The 19047-nt window shown below is 73.1% G+C and carries 15 protein-coding genes; 4 read left to right on the plus strand and 11 right to left on the minus strand.

Going from position 1 to position 19047, the window contains the following annotated elements:
- The first annotated feature begins 67 nt into the window (after positions 1–67).
- Positions 68–1378, plus strand: coding sequence for a hypothetical protein (locus ACWGJM_RS11850; protein ID WP_453411516.1), 1311 nt, complete (start codon positions 68–70; stop codon positions 1376–1378).
- Here ACWGJM_RS11850 and ACWGJM_RS11855 read toward each other — a convergent pair.
- From ACWGJM_RS11855 to ACWGJM_RS11870, 4 genes are all read right to left on the minus strand, one after another.
- Positions 1287–2960, minus strand: a complete 1674-nt coding sequence (locus ACWGJM_RS11855; protein ID WP_453411517.1) for a glycosyltransferase family 2 protein — start codon at positions 2958–2960, stop codon at positions 1287–1289. The two genes, ACWGJM_RS11850 and ACWGJM_RS11855, sit on opposite strands and share 92 nt — an antisense overlap.
- Complete coding sequence (locus ACWGJM_RS11860) at positions 2957–5152, minus strand: CDP-glycerol glycerophosphotransferase family protein (protein WP_453411518.1); 2196 nt, start codon at positions 5150–5152, stop codon at positions 2957–2959. Before ACWGJM_RS11860 ends, ACWGJM_RS11855 begins: the two co-directional genes overlap by 4 nt.
- A gap of 105 nt (positions 5153–5257) precedes the next feature.
- Complete coding sequence (locus ACWGJM_RS11865; protein WP_453411519.1) at positions 5258–6106, minus strand: ABC transporter ATP-binding protein; 849 nt, start codon at positions 6104–6106, stop codon at positions 5258–5260.
- Positions 6099–7013 (minus strand): ABC transporter permease, encoded by a 915-nt coding sequence (locus ACWGJM_RS11870; RefSeq protein WP_453411520.1) that lies wholly within the window; start codon positions 7011–7013, stop codon positions 6099–6101. The genes ACWGJM_RS11865 and ACWGJM_RS11870 overlap by 8 nt, the downstream gene beginning before the upstream one ends.
- 191 nt (positions 7014–7204) lie before the next feature.
- Between ACWGJM_RS11870 and ACWGJM_RS11875 the strand changes: the two genes are divergently transcribed.
- Positions 7205–7831, plus strand: a complete 627-nt coding sequence (locus ACWGJM_RS11875) for a TetR/AcrR family transcriptional regulator (RefSeq protein WP_453411521.1) — start codon at positions 7205–7207, stop codon at positions 7829–7831.
- Position 7832: 1 nt separating this feature from the next.
- Here the strand turns inward: ACWGJM_RS11875 and ACWGJM_RS11880 are convergent, their stop codons facing one another.
- From ACWGJM_RS11880 to ACWGJM_RS11895, 4 genes are all read right to left on the minus strand, one after another.
- Positions 7833–8819: an ADP-ribosylglycohydrolase family protein gene (locus tag ACWGJM_RS11880; protein WP_453411522.1), complete on the minus strand. Its 987-nt coding sequence runs from the start codon at positions 8817–8819 to the stop codon at positions 7833–7835.
- 37 nt (positions 8820–8856) lie between these two features.
- Positions 8857–9849: a UDP-glucose 4-epimerase GalE gene (gene galE, locus ACWGJM_RS11885; protein WP_453411523.1), complete on the minus strand. Its 993-nt coding sequence runs from the start codon at positions 9847–9849 to the stop codon at positions 8857–8859.
- 66 nt (positions 9850–9915) lie between these two features.
- A complete protein-coding gene (locus ACWGJM_RS11890; protein ID WP_453411524.1) occupies positions 9916–11529 on the minus strand; it encodes a glycosyltransferase family 2 protein in 1614 nt (537 codons plus the stop codon).
- 35 nt (positions 11530–11564) lie between these two features.
- Positions 11565–12818 carry a glycosyltransferase 87 family protein gene (locus ACWGJM_RS11895; RefSeq protein WP_453411525.1) on the minus strand — a complete coding sequence of 418 codons (1254 nt, stop codon included), beginning with the start codon at positions 12816–12818 and terminating at the stop codon, positions 11565–11567.
- A gap of 171 nt (positions 12819–12989) precedes the next feature.
- Between ACWGJM_RS11895 and ACWGJM_RS11900 the strand changes: the two genes are divergently transcribed.
- Positions 12990–14564: a glycosyltransferase family 39 protein gene (locus ACWGJM_RS11900; RefSeq protein ID WP_453411755.1), complete on the plus strand. Its 1575-nt coding sequence runs from the start codon at positions 12990–12992 to the stop codon at positions 14562–14564.
- On the opposite strand, the gene ACWGJM_RS11905 is transcribed toward ACWGJM_RS11900, so the two are convergent.
- Positions 14515–15009, minus strand: a complete 495-nt coding sequence (locus ACWGJM_RS11905; protein WP_453411526.1) for a MarR family winged helix-turn-helix transcriptional regulator — start codon at positions 15007–15009, stop codon at positions 14515–14517. The genes ACWGJM_RS11900 and ACWGJM_RS11905 overlap by 50 nt on opposite strands.
- 125 nt (positions 15010–15134) lie before the next feature.
- On the opposite strand from ACWGJM_RS11905, the gene ACWGJM_RS11910 reads away from it, so the two are divergent.
- On the plus strand, positions 15135–15548 hold the full coding sequence (locus ACWGJM_RS11910) for an organic hydroperoxide resistance protein (RefSeq protein ID WP_453411527.1): 414 nt from the start codon (positions 15135–15137) through the stop codon (positions 15546–15548).
- Positions 15549–15554: 6 nt separating this feature from the next.
- Here the strand turns inward: ACWGJM_RS11910 and ACWGJM_RS11915 are convergent, their stop codons facing one another.
- Together ACWGJM_RS11915 and ACWGJM_RS11920 are read right to left on the minus strand one after the other, a co-directional pair.
- The gene (locus tag ACWGJM_RS11915; RefSeq protein ID WP_453411528.1) at positions 15555–16829 is read right to left on the minus strand and encodes a hypothetical protein; all 1275 of its coding nucleotides are present in this window, start codon (positions 16827–16829) and stop codon (positions 15555–15557) included.
- Complete coding sequence (locus ACWGJM_RS11920) at positions 16826–19042, minus strand: bifunctional glycosyltransferase/CDP-glycerol:glycerophosphate glycerophosphotransferase (protein ID WP_453411529.1); 2217 nt, start codon at positions 19040–19042, stop codon at positions 16826–16828. The genes ACWGJM_RS11915 and ACWGJM_RS11920 overlap by 4 nt, the downstream gene beginning before the upstream one ends.
- Between the last annotated feature and the right edge of the window lie 5 nt (positions 19043–19047).

Consider the following 19047-nt stretch of genomic DNA (forward strand, 5'->3'; position numbering starts at 1 on the left):
GCCCCGAGCCGGACCCGGCTCGGGGCGCCCCCTGCTGATCGGGGCATTTCGGACTAAGGTCTGCTGTGTGACAGCGCACCTCCGGGCGGTCCCGGCGCTGGTCGCGGCGGCCTTCGTGCTGCTGCACGTCTTCGGCTACCCGGCGACCCGCTTCTCCAACGACTCCTACCGCTACGCCCGCGAGGCGTACGAGTTCCTCGGCGACTCCCCGCACACGGCCACCCGGAAGGCCGTCGCCGCCTACTGCGAGGACACGGCCAAGCTGGTCCACCGCAACCGCATGCTCGACCAGCTGAAGTTCCGCGGACCGGGCCGCGAGGCCGAGTACGCGGCCGCGTGCGAGAAGAAGTACGCGGGCGGCCTCGCGCCCACCGACCCGCGCTACGAGCAGATCTTCCACACCCGGCCCGCCTACCCGCTGATCGCCGCCCCCTTCGTGGCGCTGCTCGGCGCCAAGCCCGGACTCACCCTGGTCGCACTCGCGTTCACCACGCTCGCCGGATTCCTCGTGTACCTGCTGCTGCGCGCACTGCGGGCGCCGCCTCCCGCCGCCGTACTCGGCCAGGTCCTCTACTACGTGACCCCACTCGCCTCCTGGGGCGGCCGGCCGCTCACCGAGGGCCCGGCGCTCGCCCTGATGACCGCGCTGCTGCTCGCCTCGGTGTGGCTGCTGCAACGCCGCGTCCTGCCCGGAGCCGCGCTGTTCACCGGCGCCTTCGCACTCGGACTCGCCGTCAAGTACTCCAGCTTCCTGCTGGTGGCCCCCTTCCTGGCGGCCGCCGCGTGCGCCTCGCTGATCTTCGTCCGCCGCACCCGGCACCGCGGCACCTACGGACTGGCCGGGCTCTCGGCGGCCGGCGCACTGGCCGCGCCGGCCCTGGGCGTGCTCCTGGACCTGCCCGGTATCGCCGACTCGCTCCAGGACACCTTCACCCTGCACTGGACCCGGCCCGAGATCGCCGATCCGTGGCGGGCCCTCGCCCGCCTCGACTACGACTACTGGTGGCAGTGGCTCCAGAAGGAGGGCCTGGCACCCATGCTGCTCTTCCTGCTCGCGGTGGGGGCCTGGGGTGTGTGGCGGCGCTCGGTGCCGGTCGCCCTGTGCGTGATCGCCATGGGCCTCACCGGGTTCGCGACGACGGTGGCGCACCCGCTCGCGATCGAACTGGACCGGCTGTACGTCCCGGTGTGGCTGATCCCCGTGATCGGCGTGCCGCTGGCACTCGACCGGCTGTGGCGTACGGCCCCGGAACGGGGGAGCGCGGCGTCGCCCGGCCCGGCCGGGTCTACCTCAGCACGCCGGCCACCAGCCGCGCCACCCGTCGCACCGTCGGGCGGGCCATCCTGCGGGCGACCGGGCGGATCAGGTGAGCGGTGACGCCGGCCGGCCGCCAGCGCACCTGGAGGCGGCCCGGGCCGCGGCCCTCCGGTTCCACCGTCAGACGGTGGTGGGCGGTACGGGTGGTCAGGGAGGGAAAGGCCGGGGGAGCCAGCAGGACGCCCGTGTGGGCGAGGCCCTGCTGTCCGATGCGGAGCACAGGGTGACGGATGCCGTCGAAGCCGTGCAGGGGCAGCGGCGCGGCGGCCAGGTCGAAGCGGACCTGTCCCTCGAAGACACCGGGGCGCACCGGGTCGAGGCGGAAGGGAAGGGTGAGCCGGCGCCGGCCGGGGCTGAGGAGGAGGGCGGCGCGCTGCGGGCCGACGGGGAGGCGCAGTCCCGGGTCGTAGGTGCGGATCGTCAGGTCGAGCGACGCGCCGGGGCCGGGGGTGAGCTGCGTGATCTCATGGCGGAACAGGGCGCTGGGGAAGGGACGCGCGTCCAGGTCCAGATCGGTCACGTCCAGCTCGCGGCGGGCCCGGATCGTCCCCGGGACGCGGTCGCCCCAGTACGTGGCGTCGCCCTCGGGACCGGGTGTCACCTGTCTCGGCGCGACCGCGTGGCCCAGGCCGCGTGCGGCTTCCCGGGCCTCGGACAGGCGGCCGTCGCGGACGAGCTGGAGGACGACGCGCTCCGGGCGCGGGAGGCGGGCGTACGCGCCGGGCTCGAGCGAGTCGAGGTACGGGGTGACGATCCGGGCGAAGGACGCAAGCCACTCCTCGTCCCGGTACGGCAGGTCCCCGGCGTACATCCGGAAGTCGTGCTTGAGGAACTTGTAGTCCTTGTCCTCCCGCAGCGACTCGTGCCCGCTCTCGGTGAGGAACTCGTCGATCAGCCGCTGGACGTGGACGCGGTCGCGGACGTTGGTGAGTTTGTGCCGCTGGTTTGAGATCGAGGCGGCGCCGGCGTCCGCGTACGGGTCTATGTACCAGTGGTAGACCGGCTGCGGGATGATCGTGAACGACTTCGCCAGACAGTACGCCTGCGCCGAGAACAACTGGTCCTCGTAGTGGATGCCCTCGGGAAAGCGCAAGCCGTGCCGGTCCAGGAAGGAGCGGGCGTACATCTTGCTGGTCGCCAGGTGCTCGAACAGGAGGCGGGGGTCCGCCTCGATGCCCCGCAGCGTGCGGCGCTCGGCGACCAGGTGCGGCATCCAGGTCGAGCGGCGCCCGTTGTCCACCCGTATGCGCCGCACCGCGCCCATCGCGAAGTCGATCCGGCGCTCTCGGTGCGCGGCCAGGAGCAGTTCGACGGCGTTCGCGGGCAGTTCGTCGTCGCTGTCCAGGAACATCAGGTACGGCGCCCGGGCGATCTCCAGGGCGCGGTTGCGCGGGGCGCTGCACCCCCCGCTGTTCTCCGGCAGCCGGAGGTAGTGGATACGGGGGTCCTCGGCCGCCAGTCGCCGTGCCACCGCCGGCGTGCCGTCCGTCGAGTGGTCGTCGCTGATGATGATCTCGATGCCGGGGTGGGTCTGCCGCCGCAGCGAGGCGACCGCCCGGGGCAGGCGCGCCGCGTCGTTGTGGACGATCACCGTCACCGTGGCATCGGGACGGTCGGGGTACCGGGGGACAACGGGGGTCATGAAGCCGCCTCCTCGGGGGTCGGCGCCGGTGTGCGCTCCTCGACGGGGATCACCGGCGGCAGCGATTCCTCGCTCTCGCCGAGGAAGACCCGCCGCACGACCCGCTCGGCGGCGCGCCCGTCGTCGTACTCGCAGAAACGGCGCCGGAAGGCGGCCCGTGCCTTCGCCGCGCCCTCGTCCCGCCAGGCGCCCGTGGTGAGGATCTCCGCCAGTTCCTCCTGGGTGCGGGCCACCTGGCCCGGCGGTTCGGCCATCAGGTCGAAGTAGACACCGCGGGTCGTCGCGTAGGTCTCCCAGTCGTCGGCGTAGACCACCATCGGGCGGTCGAGGCAGGCGTAGTCGAACATGATCGACGAGTAGTCCGTGACCAGCGCGTCCGCCGCCAGGCACAGGTCCTCGACCGGGTCGTACGCCGAGACGTCGACGACCCTCCCGGTGCGGCGCAGGCCGGCCAGCGGGGAGGCCGAGCCGCCGTAGAAGTAGTGGCCGCGCACCAGCAGGACGGTGTCCTCGCCGAGGCGGTCGGCCAGGGTCGCCAGGTCCAGGCGGGGGGTCCAGCCGGCCTCGTAGTCGCGGTGCGTGGGGGCGTACAGGACGGCCCGCCGGCCCGGCGCGATGCCCAGGCGGTCCCGGACGGCCCGTACGCCCTCGGCGTCGCAGGTGTGGAAGACGTCGTTGCGCGGATAGCCGTAGTCGAGGGAGGTGTACCGCGAGGGGTAGGCGCGCTCCCACATGCGGGTGGAGTGGCTGTTGGCGGAGACGCTGTAGTCCCACTTGTCGATGCGGGCCAGCAGGGCGGCGAAGTCCATGCCCTGGGCGGCGGCCGGATGCTCCATCTGGTCCAGGCCCATGCGTTTGAGCGGGGTGCCGTGGTGGGTCTGGAGGTGGATCGCGTCGGGCCGTTTGACCACCGCGCCCGGGAAGTTGACGTTGTTGGTGAGGTACCTGGCCGTGGCCAGCACCTCCCAGTAGCGGCGGGTGCCGGGGACGACGTGGTCGGTGCCGGGTGGCAGGAGCGGCACGTTCTCCTTGGTCACCACCCACACGGGGTGGATGTGGGGGGCGAGTTCGGCGAGCTTCGCGGCGATCGCGGCCGGGTTGCAGGCCACCCCGCGGTTCCAGTAGGCGGCGAACACCGCCAGGCCGGGGTCGACCGGGCGGCCGAGGGCCCGGCGGTACTGGTGGTCGCGGAGCTTGGCGCCCAGTTGCCGCCTTCGGCTCCGCAGCGTCGCCTTCGTCGCGCGGCGGGTGCGGTTGGCGGCCTGGAAGGCGCGGTAGCGGGTGTAGGCGCCCTCCTCGAGCAGGGCGCGGCGGACGCCTTCCAGGCCGGCCGGGCGGCGGTGGTCCGGCGTGCGCCAGCGGACCGCCGCCAGGGAGGCCCGGCGGAAGAACTCCCGGGCCACCGGCTCGGGCAGGGGCTCGCGGGCGAAGGTGCGCAGCAGCTCGCGGACCATGAGGTCGTAGAGGACCGCGCGCGTGTCGGGGCGGTCCTTGGCCAGGGTCAGCAGCGTCTCGTAGCGGTCGACGAGGGCGTAGCGGTCCTCGGGGGCCACGGGGGGCAGGCTCTCGGCGCGCAGCCGGCGGTCGTCGTACGCCACCTGGTTCAGGCAGGCGATCCGTTCGGCGTGCAGCAGCGTCGCGTACGCCGCGCAGGGCTCGTCGTCGGTGCCGAGCTGTTTCTGGTGGGCCCGCCAGAAGCCGGCGCGCAGGGCGCGGTTGCCGAGCAGCGGGGTCAGGCGCAGCAGGTGGGGGGCCTCGTCGAGAGGGAGCTCGGCGCGGCCCGCCCGGGCCAGGAGGTGGCCGCCGCCGGAGGGTCTGCCGGAGGTCTGCCAGGTGCTGGTGGTGTGGTCGAAGAGGAGGACGTCGACCTCGTCGGGCAGTTCGGCGGCGCGCTCGGCGACCATGCGGGGGGCGCCGGCGGGCAGGCCGTCCTTGGCGTGGACGAAGTGCAGCCAGCGTCCGGACGCCCGCGCGGCGCCCGCCGCCCGGGCCGCCGCGTCGCCCGTCCCGGCCGGCAGGGGCAGCACCACCGTCTCCGGGGAGTGCCCCTCGGCGGTCTCCCGGGCCCAGTCGCCGACCGCGGCCACGATCACCTCGGCGTCCGGGAGCGGGTGGGCGTCCAGGGAGTCGAGGAGTGCCGTCAGGTGTCCCTGGGTGTTCGGCCCGTAGACGATGACGCTGAGCTCGGGCATCGCGGGGGACTCCTTCGCCTCGACGTCACCGGGGCCGCACTTTTCAGTTCATAGTCCCACCAATGGGATGAAAGGTGCGGACCTGGTTGCGCCGGCCGGGGGAGCTCAGGAGGGGAGGGAGACCTTCGGCTCCGGGTTCTTCTTCTTCGGCGCGGCCTTGGGCTTCTTGTCGCCGGTGAAGGCCTCGTACTCCTCGAGGACCTCCTCCGTCGGCCCGTCCATGCGCAGCACGCCGCGCTCCAGCCACAGCACCCGGTCGCAGGTGTCGCGGATCGACTTGTTGTTGTGGCTGACCAGGAACACCGTGCCGGCGTGCTCGCGCAGCGCGCGGATCCGTTCCTCGGAACGCTTGCGGAAGGCGGCGTCGCCGGTGGCCAGGGCCTCGTCGATCAGCAGCACGTCGTGGTCCTTGGCGGCGGCGATGGAGAAGCGCAGGCGGGCGGACATGCCGGAGGAGTAGGTGCGCATCGGGAGGGTGATGAAGTCGCCCTTCTCGTTGATGCCGGAGAAGTCGACGATGTCGTCGTACCGTTCCTTGATCTGCTCGCGGGTCATCCCCATGGCGAGTCCGCCGAGGTAGACGTTGCGCTCGCCGGTCAGGTCGTTCATCAGGGCGGCGTTGACGCCGAGCAGGGAGGGCTGGCCGTCGGTGTAGATGTGGCCGTTCTCCACCGGGAGCAGACCGGCCACGGCCTTCAGCAGCGTCGACTTGCCGGAGCCGTTGGTGCCGATGAGCCCGATCGCCTCGCCCCGGTACGCGACGAACGAGACGTTCTTGACCGCGTGCACCGTGCGGACGCCCGACGCCTTCTCGGCCTGCTTGCGGCGCAGCATTCGGTTGAGGGCGGCGGTGGCGGTGCCGCGTCCGGCGCCGGTGCCGTTGACCCGGTAGACGATGTCGACCCCGTCGGCGATGACGGTGGGGATGCGGGTGTCGTTCACGTTGTCAGCCACGGCCGTACGTCTCCTCAGCCTTCCAGAAGTAGATGAAGCCGCCGACCCCGGCGAGCAGGGCCCAGCCCGTGGCCGCCACCCACACGTGCGGGGGCAGTTGGTGGGCGTGGAAGCTGTCGATCAGCGCGAAGCGCATCAGGTCGATGTAGACCGCGGCGGGGTTGGTCTCCAGCAGGACCGTCACGATGTGCGGGAGGTGGTCCTTGTTGGTGAGCTTGTCGATGCTCCACATGACGCCGGAGACGTACATCCAGGTGCGCAGCACGAACGGCATCAGCTGTGCGATGTCCGGGGTCTTCGCGCCCATCCGGGCCATGATCATCGACATGCCCGCGTTGAACGTGAACTGGAGGCACAGTGCCGGGATCGCCAGCAGCCAGGAGGCGGCGACCGGGATGCCGAAGCAGAGCAGGATGACGACCAGCGCGGCCATCGAGAACAGCAGCTGCTGGAGCTGCTGGAGGCAGAAGGAGATCGGCAGCGCGGCCCGCGGGAAGTGCAGTGCCCGTACGAGGCCGAGGTTGCCCGAGATGGCCCGGGTGCCCGACATGATCGAGCTCTGCGTGAACGTCCAGATGAACACGCCCGTGACCAGGAACGGGACGTAGTCCGGGACCCCGTGCTTGGTGCCCAGGAGCACACCGAAGATGAAGTAGTAGACCGCCGCGTTGAGCAGCGGGGTCATGACCTGCCAGACCTGGCCGAGCTTCGCCTGGCTGTACTGGGCGGTGAGCTTGGCGGTGGCGAAGGCGCCGATGAAGTGGCGCCGGGCCCAGAGCTGGCGGACGTACTCGGGCAGGGAGGGGCGGGCGCCGCTGACCGTGAGGCCGTGCCGGGCGGCCAGGGCCGCGAGGTCGTCGTCGGCCGGGACCGCGGTCGCGGGCGGTGTGTGGAGAACCTGGCTCACATCCGCTGCTTTCGTTCGGGGGGAGGGGGGTGCGTGCGTCCGGGCTGCCGGGTCCGCGTCGCCTGGCGTTTCCTTACGCGTCTCTTCACGTTTTCTTACGTCGGGACGGGACCGTATCGTCGCAACGTGAGAGTAGGCCCAATCGACGTCGGAACGCAACCGTTTCGTCGCAACGCCCTATGCTGGACGGTATGACGACGAACGCCGACGAGCCCCAGACGCGTCCGCGCCGACGGACCCCCGCCGGGGCCGCCGTACTCCGGGAGGACGTGACCGAGGCGATCCGGGCGGCCGTCTTCGAGGAACTGGCGGCCAGCGGCTACGCGCGCATGTCCATCGAGGGCATCGCGCGCCGCGCCGGTGTCGGCAAGACCGCCGTCTACCGTCGCTGGCGCTCCAAGCTGCACCTCGTCCTCGACGTCGTCTCGGCGCTCGCCGTGATGGGCCTGCCCGTACCGGACACCGGCTCCCTCGAGGGCGACCTGCGGCTGCTGTACGAGCTGACCTCCCGCGCGCTGCGCCACCCCGTCGCCTCGCAGATCATCCCCGACCTCCAGGCCGAGGCGGCCCGCAACCCCGACATCGCCGAGGCCATGCAGAAGGCCCTGCGGGACGGTCAGGAGGGCGTCGCCAGCAAGATCATCGCGGCGGCCGAACAGCGCGGCGAACTCCGCCCGGGCATCAACGACGAACTGGCCCTCGACCTGATCTCCGGCCCCCTGTACTGGCGCTCCGTCGTCATCCGCAGCCCGAGACTCCCCAAGGGCTACCTGCCCGCACTGGCCAAGGCGACGGCGGCGGCCCTCAAGGCCCTTTGAGTCACACGCTCACCTGCGCCGGACCTATGACGAGGCGTTGGGCCAGTCCCGCCAGGTCCGCCGCGCTCAGCACCCGCCCGTCGAACCCGGGCAGCGGCACGTGCAGGACCTCGGTCCAGCGGGTCGGTACGGCGTGGATGCCGTGGACGGCTCCGGCCAGGCCGCCGGTGACGACCGCCACGGTATCCGTGTCGCCGCCCAGGTCGACGGCGGCGCGCACCGCGTCCTCGTACGTGGACGTGGTCCGCAGCGCCCGGACGGCGGAGCCGAGGCAGGGCCAGACGGCTCCGTTGAACTCGGTGGCGAGATCCGGGTGCCAGCCGGGGGCGAGGACGACGGCGTACCGCTCCCGGTGATCGGGGTGGACCGACCGCAGTGCCTCCGGTACGGCGGCGAGCGGATCGCCTCCGTCCAGGGCGACCCGCACCAGTTCGTGGAAGACGGCCGTGCCCTCCCAGGCCGCCCGGTCCCCGTGGGTGAGCGCGGCCAGACGGCGGGCGGCGTCCATCGTCGCCTCCCGCCCCAGGGCGGCGAAGCGCACGGCGGAAGGCGCCGCCCTCATCAACGCCCCGTTCCCGGCCGCACGCCCACTGCTCTGGAAATGCAGTGCCGCCGCCAGGTCCCACGGGTCGCCGCTGCCGAGCACCGCCTCCGTCTGGAGGCCGATGTCCTTCGGATCGGCGGCGGCCCACCGCTGGAACCGCCGGAACACGTCGGGGAGGTCCAGTCCGCCGAGCTCCAGCAGCGACTCGGCGACCAGCACGGCCATCTGCGTGTCGTCGGTCGCCTCGCCGGGGTCCCAGCCGCCGCCCCCGCACATCTCGCCGCCCTGCCCGGCCTGTGGGAAGCGGGCGGAGAAGGCGCCCTCGGGCCGGAACTCGAAGGGGGCGCCCAGAGCGTCGCCGACGGCGGAGCCGACGACGGCGCCGGCCGCGCGCTCGACGCGCTCGACGCGCTCGGCGCGCTCGGCGCGGAGGGAATCGGTCACCCGGGCAGCGTAAGGGTGTCGGCCGTTAGGTGGGCCCTCAGGAGCGGGCCGCCTCCGGGTGCAGTCGCAGCCAGCCCTCCCAGGCCGAGCTGATCATGTCCTCGACGTCGTACTTGGCCTCCCAGCCGAGTTCGACGGCGATGCGGTCGGCGGAGGCGACGACGCGGGCGGGGTCGCCGGGGCGTCGGGGGGCGACCGTCGGGGGGCGGTTGTAGCCGGTGATCGCGTTGATGCGGTCGATCATCTCGCGGACCGACACTCCCTCCCCGCGGCCGATGTTGAAGGTCAAGTCGATGCCGGGGGAGGACTGGAGGGCACGGGCGGTGGCCACATGGGCCTCGGCCAGGTCCACCACGTGGATGTAGTCGCGGACGCAGGTGCCGTCCGGGGTCGGGTAGTCGTCGCCGAAGATGCGCGGCGAGGCGTCCTGCGAGAGCTTCTCGAAGACCATGGGGATGAGGTTGTGGACGCCCGCGTCCGCGAGCTCCGGGCCGGCCGCGCCCGCCACGTTGAAGTAGCGCAGCGACGCGGTGGACAGCCCCGTGGCCCGGCCCGTCGCCCGCACCAGCCACTCACCGGCCAGCTTGGTCTCGCCGTACGGGGACATCGGCGCGCACGGCGTCTCCTCGGTCACCAGCTCCCCGTGGCGCGCGGCGTCCGGCATGCCGTACACGGCCGCCGAGGACGAGAACACGAAGGACGCGACTCCGGCCGCCGTCGCCGCCTCCAGCAGGACCCGCAGGCCCTCCACGTTCTCCCGGTAGTAGTGCAGCGGGCGGTCCACCGACTCGCCCACCTGCTTCTTGGCCGCGAGGTGGACGACCCCGGTGACGGAGTGCTCGGCCAGGGTGCGCGCCAGCCGGACGCCGTCCAGCGTGGAGCCCGCCACCAACGGGACCCCTTCCGGGACGCGGCCGGCGATGCCGCTGGACAGGTCGTCGTACACCACGGCCTGTTCCCCCGCCTCCGTCATCGCCCGCACGACGTGCGCCCCGATGTAACCGGCGCCGCCGGTGATCAACCAGGTCATGTGGCCGTCCCCTCGTTCCGTGGCCCGTGGCGGTGCGTCGGTCGCCCGCCCGCCCGGCGCCACTTCTCAGTGAAGCAGGCGACGCAGCCGTTCGCGGAAAAGCCCGAAAGCTCCCCGTATGCCCGTGATCACGAGCAGTGCCGGCGTTCCGGAGCGCGTGGCGTACGGCCGCACCAGCAGCAGGCCGTGCCGGACGCTCGGCAGGGCGCGCGGGCGCAGCGGACCGGCGCCCGCGACGGCGTGCGCCGTCACCTCGCGGTGGGCGCCGCCGGTGAAGCGCACACGCAGCCGCAGGTCCCACGTGCCCGGACCGAGCGCGCCCGCGTCGACGGACGCCTCCGCCGTCCAGGAGGCGCCGCCCGCGGCCGGTACGAGCGCGGAGGTACGGCGCTGGGCCGGGCGCCCGTCCTCCCGCCGCAGCCACTCCACGTCCACCGCCTCCGGCCCGGCGTGCGCCACCCGGCCGTACAGGTCGTGCAGCCGCAACCGCACACGCGTCTCCCGCGCGCGGGGGCGCAGTTCCGCGTCGACGGCGAACGGGAGAAGCCGGACCGGGCAGGTGAGCAAGGGGGCCAGGGTGATCTGCGGGAGGCCGGCGGACCAGACCGGGGTGCCGTCCGGGGCCCGGGCGTAGGGAGGGAGCAGGCGGGCCGGGCGGGCGGCGAGCTCCCTGAGGCGGGGCAGGTCGCGGGGTTCGGGGGACTCCAGGACGACTCGTGCGATCAGCCGGCCGGGCGCGGCCGGGCCGCGCTCCCAGTCGGCGGCGTCGTACGCGGCGAGGTACGCCCGCGTGTGCGCCCACCACGCGCGCCGGTAGTGCGCGTCCCGCTCCTGAAGCTCGCCCGCGTACATGCGCAGTTCGTGGTCGAGGAACTTGGCGCGGGCCGCCCGGGCCAGCTCCTTCTGCCCCGCGCCCAGCAGGATTTCGTACGCCAGCGCGCAGGCCGCCGTCCGCGCCCGCCAGTTGTCGATGCCGGCCCGGTCCAGGGAGAGCGACAGCCGGTCGGCCGAACGGCGCACGTGCCACACGTACACCGGGTCCGGCACCAGGGCGATGCGCGGCCCGGCGGCCAGCACGCGCGCGGTGAAGACGAAGTCCTCGTAGAGGAAGCGGCCCTCGGGGAAGCGGATGCCGTGTTCGCGCAGGAAACCGGTGCGGTAGAGCTTGTTGACGCAGAGCGTGTCGTGGACCAGGCGGGGGCGCTCGGACGGGCGCGCGAGGACGGAGTGCGCCTTGTGCAGGCGCGCCTGCCATGGCTGTTCGCGCCCTGAGGGAAGCTCCCGGCGCACGCACAGCCCGCTCGCCACCTCCGCGCGCGCCCCGGTCGCCGCCGCGAGCAGCACGTCGACCGCGCCGGGCGGCAGTACGTCGTCGCTGTCGAGGAACATCACGTACGGCGCCGTGACCGCGTCCAGCCCCGTGTTGCGCGAGCTGCCGCATCCGCCGCTGTTGACCCGGCGGCGCAGCACCCTCAGCCGCGGCTCCCCGGCGGCCAGCCGGGCCAGCACCTCGGGGCTGCCGTCCGTCGAGCAGTCGTCGACGGCCAGGACCTCACGTACGGCCGGCCCCTGGGCGAGCGCGGAACGCACCGCGTCCGTCACACGGCCGGCGTCGTTGTACCCGATGACGACCACGCCGACTTGTGGGGGCTGCGCGAGGTCCGGGGGTATGGCGGACATGTAACGGAATCATAGGAACGATGGGTATTCATCCGCTAATGGGGGCTCAGCGCTCGATGTGGAAGACGACCGGAGGAGGAGCGGGGTTCAGTCAGGGGCGGGATCTCCGCGACCGGGGGCCGGGTGGAGCGCCACAGCCGGGTGAGGGAGAGCACGGCGGCCGTCGTGAGGAGCCCGTTGCGCAGCAGCATCAGCAGGCAGCCCGTCCAGGTGCATCCCATGACCTCGCGGTAGAGCGTGGGATAGGCGACGGCACTGACCGCGCTCGCCGCCACCACCAGCGCGGCCACCGGGCGCTGGACGGTGTGCCGGGAGGTGAGGCAGACGGCGGCCAGTCCGATCAGCCAGATCATGTACTGCGGGCTGATGACCCGGCTGGTGACGGTGAACAGCAGTACGGCGCACAGCGCGGCGTCGTAGGGCGTCGCCTCGGTCCAGTGCCGGGCCCGTACCCGCCACAGCACCAGCAGCGCGAAGGCGACCGCCGTGAGCGCGAGGGAGGCGTCGGCAACGGCGGAGACGTGCGGGCCGAGGAGCTCGACCGCGCCGTACCGGTAGCGGGCCCGGCCGGGCCAGCCCGCGTGGGTGGCGAGGCTGAGCGCGGTCCCGCCGAGGGACTCGATCTGGACGCCCCGGTTCCCCTGCTGGCGCACAAAGGCCAGGGGATTGCTGAACAATCCGGCGAGGATCCCGAAGACGAGCGCCCCCGCACCCGCCGCCCACGTCCACGCCGACCGCGTCGCACGCCCCCTGGGCACCCCGAGCAGCACCAGCGCCGGCCACACCTTCACCAGCCCGCCCAGCGCCGCGAACACCCCGCCCCCGCGCGGGGAGCGCGACAACGCCAACAGGGAGATGACGGCGAATGCCGTGACCTGCACGTCGTACCGCGCGAGCGGCACGTGCAGCAGCAGCGGCAGGGCACCGACCCACAGCGCCGCCCCGCCCAGGCTGCGGCCGGGCCGGGTACCCGCGCGGGCCAGCGCCAGTGCGATCAGCGCGTCGGCGGCGAGCGTGAGGGCCACGAACGCCTGGAAATAGGTCAGCCCGGGCAGCAGCCCCGGCGCCAGCAGCACCGCGCCCGCGCCCGGCGGGTACTGCCACAGCTTGTCGTGCGCCGGGAAGGCGCCCCGGGACAGGGTCTCGTACCAGTTGAAGTACAGCCGCCACACCTCGCGCGCCACCGAGCCCCGCCCCAGGAGGAGAGCGGAGTTGTGGGCGAGCAGCCACAGCATCGCGGCACGGGTGGTCAGCCAGACGACGGCGAGGGAGAGCAGTCGGCGGTTCATCCCTGGGAGCGTAAGCCGCGAGGATGGACTATTCATGTCGATACGCCGTCAATACTCACCAAACATTGGCTAATCGCAAAAGATCGGGCCGTGGTGAACTTTCGTCCCCTGGTCAACCCGGAGTCGAGTCGTGTCCGTCGCGGGGCGGCGGTGGCCGTTCCCACGGCCGTGATGCTCGTGCTCGGACTGTGGGGGCTCGACCGCGGCGGCATGTGGCGCGACGAGGCGGTCACCTTCCAGGTGGCACGGCGCACGGTGCCGCAGATCTGGCGCCTGCTGCACGGGGTCGACGCGGTGCACGGCGTGTACTACCTGCTCATGCACGCCGTCCTCGCCCTCCACCCCGGCGAGGTCCTGCTCCGGCTGCCGTCGGTGTGCGCGGCGGCACTGGCCACGGGCCTGGTCGCCGCGCTCGGCACCCGGCTGGCCCGGCTCCGCGTCGGACTGTGGGCCGGGCTGCTGTACGCGGTCACGCCGATGGTCGGGCACTACGCACAGGAGGGCCGTTCCTACGCCCTGGTCGCGGCCGGCGCGGCGGGGGCCACCCTGCTCCTGGTGCGGGCGGTGCCGGCCGGCGGCCGGGCCTGGTGGGCGTACGGCACGGTCCTCGGCGTCACCTGCTGGCTGCACGAACTCGCGATCCTGCTGCTGCTCGCCCACGCCGGGACGCTCGCGCTGGCCCGGGTGCCGGCCGGGGTGTGGCGGGGCTGGGGCCGCGCGGCCGGGGCCGTGACGCTGACACTGCTGCCGATGGTGGTGATCTCGCACGCCCAGTCCGCGCAGCTGGCCTGGGTGCGGGAGCCGACGATGGAGACCGCGGGGGCGTTGCTGCGGGAGTTCGCGGGACCGACCTCCGGCGTGTACTGGGCCTGCCTGGCCCTGGCGGCCCTCGGGCTGACGCGGCTCGTGGGCGGCCGCGGGGAGCTGACGTGTGCGGGGGTGGCGCTGCCGCTGGCGGTGGTGCCGCCGACGGTCCTCATGCTGGCCTCGCGCCTGACCCCGCTCTACGTCGACCGGTACGTGCTGTACGCGCTCGCGGGGGCGCCGCTGCTGGTGGCGGCCGGGGCGGACCGGGTGGCCGAGTTGCTGGGCCGCATCGGCCGTACTGCCGTACTGCTGGGACGCATCGGCCGTACGGCCGGACCGCTGGGACGCATCCGCCGTACGGCCGGACCGCTGGGACGCATCCGTCTCCAGAACCTGCGCGTCCCCTCCCCCCTCCTCACCCTCGCCGGCGTCCTCGCCGTCGCCCTCGCCTTCACCCACCAGTTGCCCGTCCTCCGCCAGGACCGCTCCCCGGACCACCGCCCCGACAACCTCGCCGCCATGTCCACGGACGCCGCCCGCGAACTGCGCCCCGGCGACCCCGTGCTCTTTCTGCCGTCGCACGCGCGGAGCACCGCGCTGGCCTACCCGGCGGGCTTCCGCGGCGTCCGGGACGTGGCGCTCGCGGCGGGCGCGCCCGCGTCCGGCACGCTGTACGGGCGTGAGGTGGACCCGGACCTGCTGCGCCGCAGGCTGGCCGGGCTCGACCGGGTCTGGGTCGTCGCCGAGCGGCGCTTCGTCCGCTCGCCCTGGTACCCCGGCGACCCCACCGACCGGGCGAAACTGGGCCTCGTGCAGGGCCTGTTCGCGCTGCGGGAGGAACGGGCGCGCGACGGTGTGGTGCTGCGGCTCTACGTCCGCAGGACCCTGGCTACGGGCAGCCTGGCCCGTCCAGTGCGGCTGCGTCCAGGGCGGTGGTGAGCCGGTCGAGACGGGTGCGCAGCTCGCTGATCTCCTCCAGGTCGAAGCCGGTCGCCTCGGCGATGCGGCGCGGCACCTGGAAGGCCCGCTCGCGCAGCGCCGCGCCCTCCTCGGTCAGCCGCACCTCCACCGACCGTTCGTCGCGGGCGCTGCGCTCCCGGCGGACCAGGCCGGCCGCCTCCAGCCGCTTGACCAGCGGTGAGAGCGTGCCGGAGTCCAGGCGCAGGTGTTCGCCCAGCTTCTTGACCGGCAGGTCGCCGTGCTCCCACAGCACCAGCATCACCAGGTACTGCGGGTAGGTGAGGCCGAGGTCCTTGAGGGCCACGCGGTAGACGCCGTTGAAGGCGCGGGACGCGGCGTGCAGGGAGAAGCAGATCTGGCGGTCCAGGTGGAGCCAGTCGGCCTCGGGGGCAGGGGCAGGGGCAGGGGACGGGGTGGCGGTCATGGCTCCAGGATATAGCTCTTGCGGGTAATTCAGTTGTGCGCAATTGAGTTGTGTGCTCTACTTGTGGCCGTGAGGCGGCCCACCGAGGAGCCGCCGGAACATGACTTCGAGAGGGATGGTCATCCATGGACGCGCTCTACACCGCTGTCGCCACCGCCACCCACGGCCGCGATGGTCGCGCCGTGTCCTCCGACGGCAAGATCGACCTCAAGCTGGCCCCGCCGGTGGAGCTGGGCGGCAACGGCGAGGGCACCAACCCCGAGCAGCTCTTCGCCGCCGGTTACGCCGCCTGCTTCGGCAGCGCCCTCGGTCTGGTCGGCCGCCAGGCGAAGGTGGACGTCAGCGACGCCGCGGTGACCGCCGAGGTCGGCATCGGCAAGCAGGGCGAGGGCTTCGGCCTGAAGGTGACGCTGCGCGTCGAACTGCCCGACACCGTGGACGAGGCGACCGGCCGCAAGCTGGTGGAGACCGCCCACCAGGTCTGCCCCTACTCCAACGCCACCCGCGGCAACGTCGAGGTCGACCTCGTCATCGAGTAACCCCGGTCACCTCATCGAGTGAACCTCTCGCCCGGCGTGCCCTTGCGCGGGCACCGGCAGCGCACGCCGGACGAGAGGTTCCAGCAGCAGCGGCACCCCGACCACCGGCAGCAGCCAGGCCAGCACGATCAGCCGGTCGCCCCAGATGTTGATGTCGGGGTGCGCGGCCTGGGTGAGGATCCCGGTGCTCGCGGCCGCCAGCAGGAAGCAGCCGAACGCGCGCCGCCGCAGCGCGCCCCGCGCCCCGGCCGCCAGCGCCGCCAGGAACAGCGGCTCCCACAGCTGCCGCCGGATCCACTCCAGCCAGAAGCCGGCCTCCAGATGCTCCAGGTCCCGCCACGGGCGGACCCGGTCCGGGCGGGAGAAGTGGCCGGTGAGCAGGTCCTGGATGCTCTCCGATTCGGACGGGTAGTGCAGCATCCGGGCCAGCAGCACCGTCCCCAGAGCGGAGCAGCAGCCCGCGACCGCGATCGCCGTCACCCCGCGCCCCGGAGCCCGCCCGCGCCGTCGGCGCCGTACCGCGACCGCCGCGCCCGCGACGGCCAGGCATGCCCCGAGGAAGAGCGCCTGCGAGTGCTTCACCGGGAACAGCGCGAGCAGGGCACCGGCGGCCAGCGCCACCCCGGCCCGGGCCCGGCCGGTCAGGGCCAGCGCGCAGCCCCACAGCGCGACCAGGGTCAGCGCCAGCAGCAGGCCCTCGGTCATCGGGCGCATGGCGGTCGAACCGCACGGCAGCACGTAGAACAGCACCTGGCCGGTCAGGGCGAGCGACACGGGGACGGACAGGGCGCGCAAGGTCAGGAAGACGAGCACCCCGCCCGCGACCGTGACGACGACACCCGCCGCCCACACCCCCCAGGTCACCCCGAACACCGTGACGAACGGCACCAGGAACACCGGATAGCCGGGCCGTACCTCGAAGAACCGGCGCAGCCGCGGGCCCACGAACGGCGCGATGTGTCCGTCCGTCTGCCCGGCCCGCAGCCGCCGGTCCACCAGCCGCCACTCCTCGGCCCGGCACTCCGTGAACACCTGCCGGGTGGGGTCCGGCCGGTGGTAGCGCACCACGTTCACGCTCTGGCCCCGGCGCGCCAGGGACGCCCGGCCCTCGCACACCCAGTCGATGGTGGAAGCGGCCGCCGCACGCTTGTCCTCGCCGCGCAGACTCAACGCGTACGAGACGTAGCTCTTCGAGTCGGGGGTGTCCCGGCCGGTGACGTCGGCGAGCTGGAACAGCGCGAACACGGCGCCCAGGACCAGGACCCAGGTGCGCGGCCTCATGTCGACGCGAGCAGGTCGTGACCGGCGGCCGGACCGGGCACCAGGGCGGCCTCCAGCTCCGGCGTCGGCTCCCCCAGCATCAGCGTCCGTACCACCCGCTCGGCGGCCCGCCCGTCGTCGAACTCGCAGAACCGGGTCCGGAAGTCCGCCCGCAGCCGAGCCGACTCCTCGTCCCGCCACGACCCCGAGGCGAATAGCCACGCCAACTCCCGGTAGGAGCACGACACATGGCCCGGCGCCTCCGCCGTGATGTCGAGGTAGGCGCCCCGGCTCGCCACGTACGCCGGCCAGTCGTCGGCGTGCACGACGATCGGCCGGTCGAGGTTGGCGTAGTCGAACATCAGGGCCGAATAGTCGGTGACCAGCGCGTCGGAGGCGAGCATGACCTCCTCCACGTGCGGTTCGTCCGTCGCGTCCACCAGCACGCCCCGCCGGTGCAGTTCGGCGAGACCCAGCCCGCGCGCGGGACCCGTGGCGACGGTGGGGTGCAGCCGGACCACAAGGGTGTGGCCCTCGCCGAGGTCGGCGGCGAACCGGGCCAGGTTCACGCGGTCGACGTGGCCGCCCCGGCGGTAGTCGCGGCGGGTCGGCGCGTACAGCACGACCGTGTGCTCCTCCGGGATGCCGTGCCGGACCCGGAACCCGGCCCCGTCGCCGAGCGTTGCGTTGACGAGGGCGTCGTTGCGCGGGCTGCCGGTGCGGACCGAGGTGAAGTGGCAGGGGTAGGCCCGCTCCCACACCAGCTCGGAGTGGCGGTTGGCGACCAGGCTGTAGTCCCAGCGGTCGGCCCGGCGCAGCATCTGCGGCACGTCGAAGCCGTGCCGGGCACCGGGCTTGCCCAGCAGGTCGGCGCCCATGTACTTGAGGGGGGTGCCCTGATGGGTGTGGATGTACACGCTGCCGGCCCGCTTGACCAGGGTGCCGGGCCAGTTGACGTTGTTGACGAAGAACTTCGCCCGCGCGGTGACGTCCAGGTAGCGCGGGGAGTCGACGAGCACGTACTCGACGTCCGGGGGCAGCTGCCGCGCCTCCTCCGCGTCCCCGACCACCCACACCCCCCGGATGTGCGGCGCGAACTCGCGCGCCGCACGGTACACGGCCGCCGGGTCGCCGAGCACCCCCTTGTGGGAGAACGCCGAGTACACGGCGAGGTCCGCGTCCAGCGGGCGGCGGGCGTGCAGCCCGGCCAGCCCCCGCCTGGCCCGCCCGGCCACCGCCTTGCGGGCCTCCAGACCGCGCCGCCCGAGCTCCCGGCCGGCCCGTCCCGCCTGCCGCTTGACCTGGTACATCGCGTAGGTGCCGGTCAGCAGGCGGACCTCCCCGTCGACCCGGGCGCCCGCGGGCCGGTGCCCGGCGAACATCCGGGCCGTGCGGCGGAAGAACTCCGCCTTGTCGGAGGGCGGCAGCCGGTCCGGCTTGGCCAGGATGTCCAGGCAGTGCTCGCCCATCTTGCGGTGCAGATAGGGCCGCCAGGCCGCGAGCCCGGGGCGGGAGCCGACGAACGCGAAGACCCGCTCGTACTGGTCGTGGATGTCGAAGTGCTTGCGGCTGGTGGTGGACAGGATGTTGCCCTGGCGGCGCTGGCGGTAGTTCAGGCAGATCCGGTCGAGGGCCGCGATCCGCGCGGCGCTGAGCATGACCGGGAAGGTCCAGGGGGTGTCCTCGTAGTAGCCCGGCGGGAACTCGAAGCCGTTCTCCTCGACGAAGTCCCGTCGGTAGACCTTGTTCCACACCACCATCAGCAGGTCGAGGATCTGCGGGTACTCGGCCGCCGTGAAGGTGCCCGGCCCGGCCTCCGTGAGCAGGTGGGCAAGGACGTTGCGGCGCGTCCCGCCCCACCAGTAGGTGCGCGCGTAGTCGAAGACCAGCACGTCCGGGTCGCCGGACTCCGCCAGGCGGTCGGCGATGGCGCTCAGCGCACCGGGGGTGAGGGTGTCGTCGCTGTCGAGGAAGAAGAGGAAGTCGCCGGTCGCATGGGGCAGTCCGGCGTTGCGGGCGCGGCCGAGGCCGACGTTCTCCGGCAGGTGCAGCACCTTCACGCGCGGGTCCCGGGCCGCGTACTCGTCGAGGATGGCGCCGCAGCCGTCCGGCGAGCGGTCGTCCACGGCGATCAGCTCCAGGTCCCGGAAGGACTGATCCAGAACCGAGTCGAGGCACTCGCGCAGGAATCCCTGCACCTTGAAACAGGGCACGATGACGCTGAAGCGGGGCACGGCGG

The organism is Streptomyces sp. NPDC054834 (genome assembly GCF_053611185.1).

What these genes read in the sequence shown, in the direction of transcription:
- ACWGJM_RS11855 (WP_453411517.1), bottom strand. Translation starts at nt 2,960, where the DNA reads ATGACCCCCGTTGTCCCCCGGTACCCCGACCGTCCCGATGCCACGGTG.
- ACWGJM_RS11860 (WP_453411518.1), bottom strand. Translation starts at nt 5,152, where the DNA reads ATGCCCGAGCTCAGCGTCATCGTCTACGGGCCGAACACCCAGGGACAC.
- ACWGJM_RS11875 (WP_453411521.1), top strand. Translation starts at nt 7,205, where the DNA reads ATGACGACGAACGCCGACGAGCCCCAGACGCGTCCGCGCCGACGGACC.
- galE (WP_453411523.1), bottom strand. Translation starts at nt 9,849, where the DNA reads ATGACCTGGTTGATCACCGGCGGCGCCGGTTACATCGGGGCGCACGTC.
- ACWGJM_RS11890 (WP_453411524.1), bottom strand. Translation starts at nt 11,529, where the DNA reads ATGTCCGCCATACCCCCGGACCTCGCGCAGCCCCCACAAGTCGGCGTG.
- ACWGJM_RS11895 (WP_453411525.1), bottom strand. Translation starts at nt 12,818, where the DNA reads ATGAACCGCCGACTGCTCTCCCTCGCCGTCGTCTGGCTGACCACCCGT.
- ACWGJM_RS11900 (WP_453411755.1), top strand. Translation starts at nt 12,990, where the DNA reads ATGCTCGTGCTCGGACTGTGGGGGCTCGACCGCGGCGGCATGTGGCGC.
- ACWGJM_RS11905 (WP_453411526.1), bottom strand. Translation starts at nt 15,009, where the DNA reads ATGACCGCCACCCCGTCCCCTGCCCCTGCCCCTGCCCCCGAGGCCGAC.
- ACWGJM_RS11910 (WP_453411527.1), top strand. Translation starts at nt 15,135, where the DNA reads ATGGACGCGCTCTACACCGCTGTCGCCACCGCCACCCACGGCCGCGAT.
- ACWGJM_RS11915 (WP_453411528.1), bottom strand. Translation starts at nt 16,829, where the DNA reads ATGAGGCCGCGCACCTGGGTCCTGGTCCTGGGCGCCGTGTTCGCGCTG.